General features: G+C 64.9%; 8 protein-coding genes. 3 read left to right on the top strand and 5 right to left on the bottom strand.

The window, feature by feature from the left end; all coding sequences use genetic code 11:
• Positions 1 to 66 precede the first annotated feature (66 nt).
• The gene (locus tag AC3FNH_RS18460; RefSeq protein WP_488721109.1) at positions 67 to 2457 is read left to right on the top strand and encodes a polysaccharide biosynthesis tyrosine autokinase; all 2391 of its coding nucleotides are present in this window, start codon (positions 67 to 69) and stop codon (positions 2455 to 2457) included.
• Positions 2458 to 2909: 452 nt separating this feature from the next.
• Here AC3FNH_RS18460 and AC3FNH_RS18465 read toward each other — a convergent pair whose 3' ends face one another.
• The 4 genes from AC3FNH_RS18465 to AC3FNH_RS18480 form a co-directional block, all read right to left on the bottom strand.
• The gene (locus AC3FNH_RS18465) at positions 2910 to 4577 is read right to left on the bottom strand and encodes a right-handed parallel beta-helix repeat-containing protein (RefSeq protein ID WP_488721110.1); all 1668 of its coding nucleotides are present in this window, start codon (positions 4575 to 4577) and stop codon (positions 2910 to 2912) included.
• 154 nt (positions 4578 to 4731) lie between these two features.
• On the bottom strand, positions 4732 to 6987 hold the full coding sequence (locus tag AC3FNH_RS18470) for a polysaccharide biosynthesis tyrosine autokinase (RefSeq protein WP_488721111.1): 2256 nt from the start codon (positions 6985 to 6987) through the stop codon (positions 4732 to 4734).
• Positions 6962 to 7471, bottom strand: a complete 510-nt coding sequence (locus AC3FNH_RS18475) for a low molecular weight protein-tyrosine-phosphatase (protein WP_488721112.1) — start codon at positions 7469 to 7471, stop codon at positions 6962 to 6964. The genes AC3FNH_RS18470 and AC3FNH_RS18475 overlap by 26 nt, the downstream gene beginning before the upstream one ends.
• Entirely contained in the window at positions 7468 to 8595 is a 1128-nt protein-coding gene (locus tag AC3FNH_RS18480) for a polysaccharide biosynthesis/export family protein (protein WP_276103342.1), read from the bottom strand. Before AC3FNH_RS18480 ends, AC3FNH_RS18475 begins: the two co-directional genes overlap by 4 nt.
• Before the next feature lie 645 nt (positions 8596 to 9240).
• Here AC3FNH_RS18480 and AC3FNH_RS18485 point away from each other — a divergent pair.
• On the top strand, positions 9241 to 10494 hold the full coding sequence (locus AC3FNH_RS18485; RefSeq protein WP_488721113.1) for an oligosaccharide flippase family protein: 1254 nt from the start codon (positions 9241 to 9243) through the stop codon (positions 10492 to 10494).
• A 71-nt stretch (positions 10495 to 10565) separates the two neighbouring features.
• Positions 10566 to 11768 (top strand): hypothetical protein, encoded by a 1203-nt coding sequence (locus AC3FNH_RS18490; RefSeq protein WP_276102635.1) that lies wholly within the window; start codon positions 10566 to 10568, stop codon positions 11766 to 11768.
• 295 nt (positions 11769 to 12063) lie between these two features.
• Here AC3FNH_RS18490 and AC3FNH_RS18495 read toward each other — a convergent pair whose 3' ends face one another.
• On the bottom strand, positions 12064 to 13158 hold the full coding sequence (locus AC3FNH_RS18495; RefSeq protein WP_488721114.1) for an acyltransferase family protein: 1095 nt from the start codon (positions 13156 to 13158) through the stop codon (positions 12064 to 12066).
• Positions 13159 to 13192 lie beyond the last annotated feature (34 nt).

Consider the following 13192-nt stretch of genomic DNA (forward strand, 5'->3'; position numbering starts at 1 on the left):
CAAGCCTGGCCGGCGCCGCAGCGCATGCTGCGGGTCCGGCCTTCATCGCTTTGAGGAGCAGTGTCCGTGACCAGACTTTCATATGCCGGTGCACCGGCCGACCGGGAGATCCCCCGGCGTGAAGCGCCGCAAGCGCAAGCCTTGCAGGCACGGGCGCTGCTGGATCATATGGGATGGATCGTCGCCGCGGGCGTGGCTGGCGCCGCAATCGGCGGCGCAGTGGCGCTGTCGTCGCCGCCCGAATACCGTGTCCAGGCGCTCGTGCAGGCGGACGGCAAGGATGGCGCCGCGCGCAATGCCGGGCAGGCGCAGCCGGGCGCGCCGCTCGATGCCGGCCTGCTGCGCAGCCGCGCGGTGGTGGCGCCGGTGGTCGAACAACTGCACCTGGACATCAGCGCGAAGCCGGTGCGCGCGCCCTTGCTCGGCGCGCTGGTCGAGCGCTGGTCGACGCCGGGCCAGCCGCGCGGCACCTTTCTCGGCTACGCGTGGGGTGGCGAGCGGCTCCTGCTGGACCGCCTGGCGGTGCCGGAGCGGCTGGTGGACCAGCCCATGCAGTTCGAGGTGCTGCCGGATGGCGGCTACCGCATCCGCTACCAGGACACCACGCTCGTCGAAGGCGTGGCCGGCGAGAATGCCGCCGGCAACGGCGTGGAACTGCGCGTGGCGCGCATCGAAGCCGCGCCCGGCACCCGCTTCCTGCTCACGCGCCATGACCCGGCACGCACCGCCGACGCGATCCGGCAAGACCTCGCCGTCGAGAGCGAAAGCACTGACGGCGGCGGCAGCACGGTCCGCGTCGCCTGGCAGTACCCGGTCCCGGAGATCGCCGCCGCGCTGGTCAATGGCGTGACGCGCGCCTACATCAACGGCCAGGCGGCCCAGCGCCGCGGCGACGCCGCCGACTCGCTGGCCTTCCTGAGCGGCGAATTGCCGCGCGTGCAGGCCGAGCTGGCGCGCGCCGAGGAGGCGCAAAGCCGCTATCGCGCCCGCACCGGTTCGATGCAACCCAGCCGTGATGCGCAATCGTTCCTGAACAGCAGCATGGAGTACCAGCGCCAGATCACCGCGCTCAGGATGGAACGCACCAAGCTGTTGCAGCGCTTCACCACGGATGCGAATGAGGTGAAGACCGTAGACAGCCAGATCCAGCAAATGACGCGCGATCGCGCGGAGATCGATGCCCGCATGCAGAGCCTCTCGGCCTCGGAGCGCGAGTCGGTGGCGCTGGCGCGCGACGTCAAGGTGGCAGAGGACATGTACATGACGCTGCGCAAGAAGGTCGAGCAGTTGTCGCTGATGCGCTCGGACAATTCCAGCCAGATGCGCCTGATCGACAAGGCCATTGCCCCGGCGCGCCCGGTCGGGCCGGGGGCGTGGCCATTCGTGTCGGGCGGCATGCTGCTCGGGCTGTGCCTTGGCGTGGCCGGCGTCGGCGTGCGCCAGCGCCTGAAGCCCTCGGTGGCCACCGCCAACGATGCCGAGGAGCGGCTTGGCATTGCCATGCTCGGCGATGTCGCCTTCAGTGACGAACAGGCGGCACTCGAACGCGAAATCGACGCCAAGCGGCGCCTTGGCATTGCCGCGGGCTTTGCCTTGCACGCGAACGGCCGCCTCGAGGCCCCGCGCGCGGGCACCGCGCTGGTCGATGCATCGGTCGCCGATCCGGCGGACAGCGACTATGCGGAAAGCGAACGGCTTCTCAGGCAGGGGCTGCATGATCATTTTCTGCTCGCCCGGCGCGCGCCGCACTCGCTCGCCGTGGAAGGGCTGCGCAGCTTGCGCGCGGCGCTGCATTTCTCGCTGCGTTCGGCAACTGACGGCGTGGTGGCCGTCACCAGCCCCGCGGTGGGCGCGGGCAAGACGTTCTCCGCGGTCAACCTCGCGGTGCTGTTCGCGGAAGCCGGCCAGCGCGTGCTGCTCGTCGATGCGGACCTGCGCCGTGGAAAAGTCGCCGACTGGTTCGACCAGCCCGCTGAAGGCGGGCTGGCCGAAGTCCTGGCCGGCCGTCTGGCGATTGCCGAGGCCGTCCGCCCGACCGTGGTCAGCGGCCTGTTCATTCTCACCCACGGCCAGACGCCGCCCAACCCGTCCGAGCTGCTGATGCTGCCGACACTGGCGGACAACCTGCGCCGCTGCGCGGCCCGCTTCGACCTGGTCATCGTCGACACGCCGCCGGTGATGGCGGTTGCGGACGCGATGCTGATCGCCAGCCTGGCGGGCTCGACGCTGCTGGTCATTCGCGCCGACGTCACGCCGGCGGACCAGGTGAACGAAACCCTCAAGCGGCTGGCCCGCGCGGATGCGCGCCTGGCTGGCGGGATTCTCAATGGCGTGGTGCAGCGGCGCAGCAACCGGGCGGATTTCGACAGCATCAATCCGTATCTGGGGATGCCGTTGCCACCGGCCGAGCCGAAGCGTCCGGCGCTGGTGCAGGCGAATGCGCCAGGGAAATCCTGAACGGCAGCACGCGCGGCGTACCTGTTTCTGCGTGCCCGCCGTTCGCGTCCCGATCGTGGAAATGCGCTGCAGTCCTGGCTGGATTGGGTGCCGCCGGCCAGGCTGCCATCTCCGGACTGATTCCCGGGACTGACTCTCGCGACGGATCGTTGCATCGGGCCGTCGAGTCGACGCGCGAGCCGGCGTCACGAATGCCCGCAAGGCTGCGCTCGCCGCGCGTCGCTCCAGGCGCGGGGGCGCCTCTTCGATGGAACGGTCTTGGCTGCGAATTCCGCACGGCACTCGCTGGCGCGCCAAATGGCAGACCGCGGTTGCTTTGCCGGGCAGGATGCCGGCGTCACTCAGGCCATGCTGGAGCGCAGTCCGATGACGCCGGGCCTTGACAGCCGGAACGAGGGGCTGGCTGCGGCCGCAGGACGGCGGGCAGCGCGTCCCCAGGGTGCGCACGGTCGCTATTGCGCGAACCGGATATGTGCGCCGACGTCGTTGTTCGCGGCGTTGGCACCAGCGCCGACCCTGATGGTGTAGTTTCCACCGGTGAGGTCCGTCGTGATCGAGTTGTTCATCAACGTAGAGGCCTTGATTACGCCGACAACGGATCTCGAGCCGAAGCTGTTGCGCGGATAGGAAAGCTTGTTTTCAGAGAAGCTGGCAACCCCGGCGGAAATATTCGGATACGGGTCGCCGAATCCCGGCTTGTGCGTGCTGATGAACGTATTGCCCTCGATGACGATCCTTGCCCCTGCATCGATCGCCTGAAGTCCGACGCCACTGCTCCTGATCGTATTCTTTCTGACGATCGTATTGACTGTCTTCATGTCGCCAACGCCCTCCGAATAGGCAGGGTAAACGCCGCCGTCCGCAGTGTCGATATCGTTGTTTTCAATGACGGATCCGGGCGCCGACAAGATGACCACGTAAGGATTCTTGGTTCCGGCCGGGCCGACAATCTGCGAGTTTCTTATTGTGACATTCTCGGTGTTCCTGCCGTTGTCGCCACCGACGAATTGCGAGCCCTTGTTATTCAGGAAGCGACAGGCATCGAAGACTATATTTCCTGTTCGCGCGGTCACGCCATCCGCCGGCGTGCCATCGGGCTCGATATCGACCCCCGCGGCGGGAGCGTGGGCCGGGTAGGAGCCGCCGGTAATACCAGTGTTGCGGAACGAGGAGTTGGTGATCCGGAAAGATCTTGCCTGCATGATGCTCATGCCCTGGCGGGCATTGTTGTACGAATCGACATCGTGGATGGTGCCGTTGAGATCGGCGGTGAACTCTCCGCCTATAAACAGGCCGTCGCAGGCAAAGTGATGGACCTTCAAGTGGCTGAGCTCATAGTTGGAACTCGCGTTCGTCTGGATCCCATGTGACGACGTTTCACTCAATGATTCGCCTTTCGGCACAGGCGGCCGCGACATCTTGTCGACGTTGCCGTAGATCTCCAGGCCCGAGACCTTGAAATTGCTGGAGTTCCTGAACTCGAACCCGAGCTGGTGCTTGTAGGAATACCAGGACCCGCCCTGGTTGTAATCGTTGGTGATCGTGAAGTCCCCCTTGAAGGAAACCACCGACCCCGTACAGCCGATCAGGCTGAAGTTGCTCGCTTTCAGGAACTGGATATTCCTGATCTTGTTCGCCTCGGGACCGCCGGTGACGGCGTAGCGATTGATGTAGTAAGTCCCTTTGGGAAAATAGATGATCTGGCGCCTGGAAAATCTGCGATTGGTAATCTCTGACGCCATCCGCTGGAAGGCAACATAGTCGTCGGTGCTGCCATCTCCCCGGGCCCCGTAGGCGGTGATGGCCTTCACTGTGGCGCCAGGATAGGCGCTCTTCTCGGCGGTCAGAAGCGGGCACGGATCCGAGGCCGCGGAAGCGCTCATGGCGCTCGCCGTCGGGGCCGGGCCGGAGGCCGCCGTTACTGCGCTGGATATGGCGCCGGATGGGGCGCCGGATGGGGCGCCAGAACCCTGCCGGCTCTCATTCAGGCTTCTGGCCGACACCTGGAATCCAGTCTGCGGAAAGTTCGAAAGCAGCGGAAAGGAACAGCCAGCAACGACAGTGACGAAAAGCCAGAGTCGGCTCGACGTCTTTCGATTCTGCGATGGCGTGATCTTCATCTCGGATCCTGTTCCGCTATAAGGCGTACGCGCATGGTCGTGGCGACGGCAACAAGCCAGGCCTCCGGTCCGGTATTGGACAGGGGCAGGCCCGCAACCATTGATTGGCAGACCAGCGATATTTTCGGGCCCGGTCAAGGTCGCCCGACGCTCTTCAGGCCCGCCTTGCCGGTTTTGCGGGCTTTGCCGGCTTCGAGCTGTACTCACCGAGGTACCGGTATTTGCCGAAGTAGTAATGCGACCGGTACCAGCGGCCTTCGATGCGCAGACCATTGAGCAGTACGCCCTTGACCTCGGCGCCGCTCTGCCGGATCGCCCGCTGGGATGCCTGCAGTTCGCGTACAGTGCTCTTCTCGGCGAATGCCACCAGGAAGACGGCGGCGGCCTTGCTGGCCAGGATGCCGGCGTCGGTGGCGGCCAGGATGGGCGGGGTATCGATCAGGACCAGGTCGTAGCGCGTCGTCAGCATGGCGAGCAGGCTCTCCATCGCCGGGCTGAGCAGGACATCGGTCGCGTGCGGCGGCTCGCTGCCCGTCGAGATAAAGTCCAGACCCGGTGCCACTTCCCTTTGCACGACCTGATCAAACGGCGCGCCCAGCAGCAGTTCGGTCAGGCCGGGCGTGCGCTGGACCCCGAAGCGGCGATGCAGCGACCCGCGACGCAGGTCGGCGTCGATCAGCAGCACACGCCGGCCGCTGGCAGCGATCGTAGCGAAATTCGCGCAGATGAAGGACTTGCCGATGCCCGGGGCGGGCCCCGTAATGAGCACGGTCCGGCTCTTGTTGCCGGCCAACGTGAACTGCAAAGCGGTGCGGAAGCTGCGCAGGGTTTCCGCCACGGGATCGTCCGGCTGTCGCCGCACCAGCACGTCGCCGGCGCCTTTCCTCTGCGTCTGTGCTTCCTGCTGCGAAAACGGGACCGTTGCATAGACGACCATGCCCGTTCTCCGCTCGATCTCGTCGGCGTCGCCTACGCCACCGTTGAAGCTGTGGCGCATGACGACCGCCGCGACGCCGGCGAAGAGGCCGACCACGACCGCAAGCGTGGCGATGACTTCACGGTTGGGGCGAATCGGGTTGACCGGCACTTCCGCCGAGTCCACCAGACGGGAGGTGCCAACCTTGCTGGCCTTCATCAGCCTGAGTTGCTGGATGTCGTTCAGCAGCGACTGCAGCATGTCGGAACTGACCTTTACGTCGCGCATCAGGCGCAGCACGTTCTGCTCGACATCCGGCAGCTTCTGGATGCGCCCCGACAGACCGTTGATCTGGGCGTTGACGCTCGCGATCTGGCTGTCAATCAGCGAGATGATCGGATGGTTGGGCGTGAAGCGTGCGTCCAGCTCCTGCCGTTTGGCCCGAAGCTCTTGCAGCTTGGCCTGGAGCTGGACCGACTGGTTCAGCATCAGCCTGGATTCCTCCGGCAGGTCAACGGTGCCGCGCTGGTTGCGCATGGCGTTGTAACGGCTCTCGGCCGTCTCGACCTGCTGCTTGAGCGCGGGCAGCTGCTGTTCCAGGAAGCTCAGCGACTTCTCTGCTTCAGCGGCCTTGCGCAGCACGTTCTGCTCGACATAGGCGTTGCCGATTTCATTGAGCGTGGCGGCAGTCATTGACGGGTCGCTGCCTTCCAGCGCGACGCCGATCACGCCGCTTTGCCTGCCGCGCTCAAGAATCACGAGCTTGCCTTGCAAGCGCGAGATGGCCGTGCTGCGCGGCAGCCGGCGCAGCTCGAACCTGGTGCCGCTACGCGCATCGAGTTCCTTGACCAGCAGGCGGACGGGACCGGCCGGCGTACCGACGGAAAGGGGCTCGCCGACCTTGCCGCTGCCATGGACGTCACCGGCGTTGATCGACACCGAATAGCCTCCATCGCCGGCCGCTGTCAGCTGGATCGTGCGGCCTTCCAGCGACGCAGGCACGTCCAGCACCGGCACGGTGATCGTTTCGCTTCCCCACGCGAAGCCGCCCCAACCGAAAAGACCCGGCTTGGACAGTTCCCGGTTAAAGCGCGTGACGCTCTCCCCGATCAGCGGAAAGTAGCGCGGCTTTGCCTCGATATCGAGATTCAAGGCTTCGACGGCTTTGCCAACCACCATCCGGGAACGCACCAATTCCATCTCCGCCGAAGCCGCCGGCTTGAGATCCAGCCCCGGCGACATCGAGGTGGACAGCTTGCTTGCACCGCCCGCAGGTTGCCCATTCTGCTCCTCCACCTGGAGCACGATGTCCGTGCGGTAGACCGGCGCGGCGATCAGTGCGTAGAGCAAGCCCAGTGCGACGACGATGACGGTGGTGCCGAGGAACGACCAGCGGTACCGGACCAGAATATCGACATAGGCGGTCAGGTCGGCAGACTCGACCTGCTCGACCGGCTCGTCGGTCGCGTCATCCTGCTTGGTGATGATTCTCATGTCGGCCCCCTGTGACTGTCGTCGACGCAACGGCGTCCTTCGGTTCCAATAGCGACGACCAGGCTGAGATTCCCTGCTTGATCATTTCCAGGACAATGCCGAACATCTGCTGCGAGCTTTGGTACGGGTCGGGCACATCGAGATTCATGCCTTCGCACAGCCTGAAGGTCTTGCCGCGCGACTGCGGAAAGCGTTGCTCGAGCGTCTCGCGCTGGAAGCTTTCCATGACCAGTACCAGCTCGGCCGATTCCACCAGGGTGCTGTCGACGGCGCGGGCACGGTGGCCGGCAAGATTGCAGCCCTCGTTGGCCAGCAAGCGCACGGCGCGCGGATCGGCGGCGGCGCCGACCGGCGGCTCGAGCCCGGCCGAGGTCACTTCGAAGCCGGGCAGGGCGCGGTTGAGCAGGACGGCTGCCATCGGGCTACGGCAGACATTGCCGAGGCAGACGACGAGGATGGTTCTGGGCATGCCTGCGTCACTCACTTGATCGTCGCCGCGGTGCCGACCAGGGACGTGGATGGCAGCAGCAGGTTCATCACGCGGCTCCAGCGGACCAGGTCGCGGGCGTCGACATAGACCACGTCCTTCGGCTCCAGCTCGAAGCCTTCGGCAATGGCCAGTGCCGCCGGCGATGACCCGTCGAGGTGGAAAACCTTGGGTTCACCGTCCGAGGCCTTGCGAATGACGAAGATCTGTTCCGCATTGGCCGTGCCCGGATTGACGCCGCCTGCATCACCCAACGCCTCGTTCAGCGTCATGCGGCCGTTGCGCATCAGCAGCGACGTTGGCCTTCCCACTTCGCCGGTCACGAAGATCTTGTTGTCCTCGCGCTGTTCCACGCGCACGATGTCGCCGGAGCGCAACATGATGCGGGCCGGATCGATGCCCTGGGACAGCAGCGCGGGAATATTGACGTACCAGCTGCGTTCACCGCGGGTTACCCGCACGCGGCTGTTGTCCCCGGTGGTGTTCAGCACGCCCCCGGCGCGATTGAGCGCCTCGACCAGCGTCATCGGCGCATCGTCGATGGCGAGCATGCCGGGTGTCCGGACTTCCCCGTCGACGTAGACACGCTGGCTGCGATAGCCGAGCACGCGCACGGTCATCTGGGGATCCCGCACGACGCGCGAGAGGATGCGAGCGGTTTCGTCGCGCACCTGGACGGCGGTCTTGCCGGCGACCCTGAGCGTGCCGGCATAGGGAAACTGGATGTCTCCCTGCGCACCCACCACATAGCCCGGCAGGTTGGAGCCACCGGTCGACGCGGGAATCTCGAAGCTCGCGGCGGGGCTGTAGGTCTGGGTCGGGAAGACCAGCTCCGGATGATCCCAGACCACCACCGAGATGATGTCGCCCGGGCCGATCCGGTAAGGCTGCGGCACGCCATATAGCTCTTCGACGTGCTCGTTGGTGGGTTTGATCTTGGTGCGCAGTTCGCGCACGAGGTCGAGCGTGATCGGCGTCACGTTGGGCACCGCGTCGGGGCCGACCGCCTTGACCGGCGCCTTGCTGTCGAAGACCATGCCCGGGGAGGCGGCACAGGCCGTCAGCAGCGCGGTGGTCAACAGGGGCAGCAGGGAGGCTGCGGCGCTGCGGCACCTCGCCATGCTTGTGGGCTGGATGGCACGGCTGCGGAGTGGACTCACGGCGATCTCCTCGCAAAGCGGGCAGGCACAAGACCCGGAACTACGCCCACGATGCATGCATCGTAGGCAGGCCGGCTGAAAGGCTCGGTGCGCTGTCACACATTGTCTTCAGGCGGGGGAGCCTCCTGCCATTGTGGAAGCGAAAGCGACATGGCATGGACCCGGGCAACGCAGTATCCTGCGGGAACACACGGCCGGGCGCGGCCACGTGTCGGGCCACTCGACTGAGCATAGGCCATCGTCTGGGAGATCCGTCCTGGCAAGGTGCGCGGCAGTGTGCGGGGGACAACAGTGGGTGCGGAGGCCGGGCTGCCAGAATGCCTAGAATCGATGCGGGGATCCAGCGAGCCGGGCACCGGCGCCAGGCGTGGTGGCGGGGACTGAATCTTCCGCGCCAGGAACCGCCGTCAAGGTGAGGCGCAGCGCTGGCAATACGCGCGGTCACAGGTAGCAAAAGCGGTATGGCCGGGCCATGCAACGATGCCGGCGCCATTTTGACCGCGTTTCCAACGAAGACTGGCACGCCTGGCGATGACAGGCCGCAAGGCAGGCCCGACGGCTATGCCGGCGATGACGTTACCAATCTTCTTTCCGGGGAGTCCTGGCATGCGTATGCAGATCGCCCGCAATGTGCTCTGGCTGGTTTTCGAGCGTGGTCTGCAGGTGCTGTTTGGCATCGCGAGCGTGGCAATGATCGCACGCGCCGTTGGTCCTGAAGGCTTTGCGGAGTTCCAGTACGCACAATCGCTGGTGCTGATCGCGTCGGCGTTCGCCCTTATCTGCGGCAATGAAGTGGTCATCCCGCGCCTGGTGGCCGACCAGGCGCCAGACGCGCAGCACAGGCTGCTGGCCCACGTGTTTGGCTTGCGCGAGATTGCCGCAGTGGTTGGCTATGTGCTGGTGGCGGTGGTCGTGGCGATGACGGAGGAGGACAAAGTCATCGTCCTGGTCGTCATCATCATCGGCATTCCCATTCTGATGCGCGAGCCCTTTGGCGCGGTCCGGTCATGGCTGCAGTCTCGGACCGACAGCCGCCCGGCTGTGGTCTACGGCATGGCCGGCCTCGTGTTCCGAATGGTGGCGGTCGCGGCTCTCTACCTGGCCGGCATGAATTCCGTGCCGGCCTTTGCCTGGGTGATCGCCGTGGAGTCCGTGCTGTACGCGGCACTGCTGGCGCGCTACTACCGGCAGCGCAGTCCGCGCGGCACGGTGGACTTTGACTGGTCTCTTGCCCGGATGCTGTTGCGCGACGGCACCGTGTTCTGGATGAGCACGATGCTGATGCTGTGCGCGAAGCGCGTCGACCAGCTCCTGCTCAAGCCGCACATTTCCCTGTTCGAGCTGGGCAGCTATGCCGCGTCCATGCAGATTCTGGACAATTTCATGATGCTCAGCGCGATCATCGCCAGCTCGGTGGCGCCGATGATGATCTATGCGCAGCCGAACCTGGCCCTGGTACGCCGCAACGTGCTGCGCGTCACTGCCGGCATGGTTGCGCTGGGCGTGGCCGGGGGCATCCTGATCGCCTACTGCGCGCCATGGATCATTGCGTTGATCTACGGCGCTCACTACGAGGCCGCAGTGACGCTGTTGCGCCTTTCCGCGATGGCATCCGGCCTGGTGTTTGCCGACGCCGCGTTGTCGTTGCTGGTGATCTACCTGCGCCGGCCGAACTGGCTGGTGGAGAAATGGCTGCTGGTGCTTTTCACCATGGTCGTGGTGGACCTCATCGCAATCCCGCGGTACGGTGCCCAGGGCGCGGTCTATGGCTATATCGCGGGCAACGCGGTAGCGGTGATTGCCGGCATCGGCTTCTTCATCCGCTGCCGCGAGCCGGTCGCGGTGGAGCAGGCGGCGTGACTTGCCGGCGCCTGTCACGGTGCCGCGGCGCACGCCTGGCTTGAATGTGAAAGGCCCCAGGAACGTTGACCATGGAATACGCATCTTCCGCGTGGCATGTCATCAGCGCGACGCTCGTACTGCTGGTGGGAGCGCAGGTGACGCTGGTCCTCTGCCGCAAGTTCGGTACCGGGCCGAAGTGGGGGCTCTTTCTCTACCTGTGGCACACGATTTTCTGCGTCTTCTACGCGAAACTGGAGATGGACGAGCGTAGCGACGCGACGGACTATTTCGATGCTTCGCTGTCCCCGTCGCCGGAGTTTTCCATCGGCACGCACGCGGTGAGCTACTTCACGCATATCTTCTCCAGTTACCTCGGCCTCTCATACCTCGGGGTGTTCTTCGTCTTCAACATATTCGGGGTCATCGGCCTGCTGGCGTTCGACGCGGTGTTGCACAGGGTCACCCGGGACCGGAGCAGGTTTCTGCAGTGGCTGGCCATCGTGATCGTGCTGATGCCGTCGATCAGCTTCTGGAGCACTGCCATCGGCAAGGATGGCGTTGCCTTCATGGCGACCAGTCTTGCGCTGTGGGCGAGCATGTCGATGCCGCGCCGCAGCCTGGTGATGGTCATCGCCGTTGCCGCGATGTTTGTCGTGCGCCCGCACATCGCGGCAGTGATGATCGTGGCGCTGGCTGCCTCGATGCTGATCTCATCCAGGATGTCCCTGAAATGGCGTGTCCTTCTGGCCGGCGCTGCATTGTCCGCCGCTGCGGCGGTTGTACCGTTCGCCATGCATTATGCCGGCCTGGCCGATGGAGCGGACGCAGCCACCATCGAGCAGTACATCCAGACGCGCCAGGGATTTAACCAGCAGGGCGGCGGCGGCGTCGACATCTCCGGCATGTCGCTGCCGATGCAGCTTTTCACCTATGTGTTTCGGCCTCTGCCGGTAGAGGCCCGCGACGTCTTCGGCCTTGCCGCGTCGATGGACAACATGGTGCTGCTGCTGCTCGCCACGCTTGCCATCTGGGGCGCAATCCGGCGGCGGGGAAGCCGCGTAGTGCTGAAGAACCGGCTGTTTCTCTGGATATACTGCTGCGGCACGTCGGTGATCCTTGCTACGACAACAGCGAATCTGGGAATTTCCGTGCGGCAAAAGTGGATGTTCGTGCCGATGCTGGTCTGCCTGCTGATTTGCAGCGTCAGAGAAAGACGCGCCGGGCGCAGTGTGTCCGGCGAGTTCCAGTCGCTGGGAACCCATTTCAAAATGAGGAAAGGGCGCGAAGGCTGACGCCGGGCCGCAGGGCTGGGCGTGACCGACGCCGCGTGGTCATTGCACGCAATCCAGCCGCAACGAAGCCATGCGGCCCGGCATCAGCCTTCCTTTCGGGTTCCATCCGGAAACGGGTTCTTACGGGTAGGCCGTGGCGTGGTGCGCGGGCGCGCTCAGATCCGGCATTGTCCAGTCAGGGCAGGACTGCCCTGACGCCTGCGCGGCCTTTCGCGATTTGTTTCTTTGCCGCCATGCCCGCGTGTCTTCGTGCGAGCCGAAGCCCGTGGTTCTCCGTTCCTGCCGCACTCGCCTCTCACAGATGAACGGACCACAGTGACTTGGCGGGCTGCGCCTTTGCCTTTGTATCAAACCGGCGATTGATGCATCTGCGCATTGGCTTCTCGATGGCGAAATGCAGCAGGATCGCAACGCCTACCGTCAGTGCCAGTAGCAGCGTTGCCTGCACGGCCGCCGGCAGGGCGGTCAGGCCTGGCAGCTGCCTGCGCGCGAACGCGAACATGTACTGGGGAATGCGCTGCACAATGTAGAGGCAGTAGGAGACTTCACCGAGGAACACGAGGCTGCGCAGCGACAGGGCGCGAGTGAGCACGTCGTTTTTGTAGGAGAGGGAGAACACCAGCCCGGCTGCACCGGCTACGAACAGCGTATCCACTCCCACCGCGACGCCGGTTGCGCAGACCGCGAGCGACACCAGCGCGCCCCAGGCGTAGCCATCATGATCAGGCACGGCTTCACGCAGTCGGCAGAGCAGCACACCCAGCATGAATTCCGGAACCAGCCGGGCCACGCCCCCGCTGAGCGACAGATGGTCGGGCGACGCCGCTTCCACTGCGGCCAGCACCACCAGGGCCACGCAGCCTGCCAGGAGGATGCGGATCCTGCTGAAGCGCGGCGCCGCCAGGAGAAAGAGCGGGAAGAACACATAGGCGAACCATTCGGCGCTGACTGACCATCCGACATCGTTCCAGCCGTTTCCCCCGGCATACCGCCACGCGCTCAGCATGAACAGTTCCAGCAAGAAATCCGGCGCCCGGTAGCCGGCGGTCCCCACAATCTGCGTGTGCAGGGCATAGTCGCGGACAAGGACCGCAGCGGCGAACGCCAGCAGGCAGACCAGGTAGACCGGGTAGATGCGGGCGATCCGGGCCACGATGAACCGCTTCAGGTTCAATGGCTGGCCAGGCGCCGGATCGTAGTTGTAGGCGAGGATGAAGCCGCTCAGGATAAAGAAGCCGTCGACGCCCAGATAGCCGTGGTCGAAGTAGGTGCTGGTGAAGCCGATATTGAAGAACGCGCCTTCCGGTCCATAGACCTTGAAATAGTGTCTGCACAATACCCATAAGGCCAGGAAAAGCCGCAGGCTTGTGAGGGGCTTGAACTGGTTCATCGCAGCCTCCTGCATTGTTCAGGACCGAAGCCGC

It is taken from the genome of Cupriavidus sp. 22TCCZM01-5, assembly GCF_057798915.1.

What these genes read in the sequence shown, in the direction of transcription:
- AC3FNH_RS18495 (WP_488721114.1), bottom strand. Translation starts at nt 13,158, where the DNA reads ATGAACCAGTTCAAGCCCCTCACAAGCCTGCGGCTTTTCCTGGCCTTA.
- AC3FNH_RS18485 (WP_488721113.1), top strand. Translation starts at nt 9,241, where the DNA reads ATGCGTATGCAGATCGCCCGCAATGTGCTCTGGCTGGTTTTCGAGCGT.
- AC3FNH_RS18490 (WP_276102635.1), top strand. Translation starts at nt 10,566, where the DNA reads ATGGAATACGCATCTTCCGCGTGGCATGTCATCAGCGCGACGCTCGTA.
- AC3FNH_RS18480 (WP_276103342.1), bottom strand. Translation starts at nt 8,595, where the DNA reads ATGGCGAGGTGCCGCAGCGCCGCAGCCTCCCTGCTGCCCCTGTTGACC.
- AC3FNH_RS18470 (WP_488721111.1), bottom strand. Translation starts at nt 6,987, where the DNA reads ATGAGAATCATCACCAAGCAGGATGACGCGACCGACGAGCCGGTCGAG.
- AC3FNH_RS18465 (WP_488721110.1), bottom strand. Translation starts at nt 4,577, where the DNA reads ATGAAGATCACGCCATCGCAGAATCGAAAGACGTCGAGCCGACTCTGG.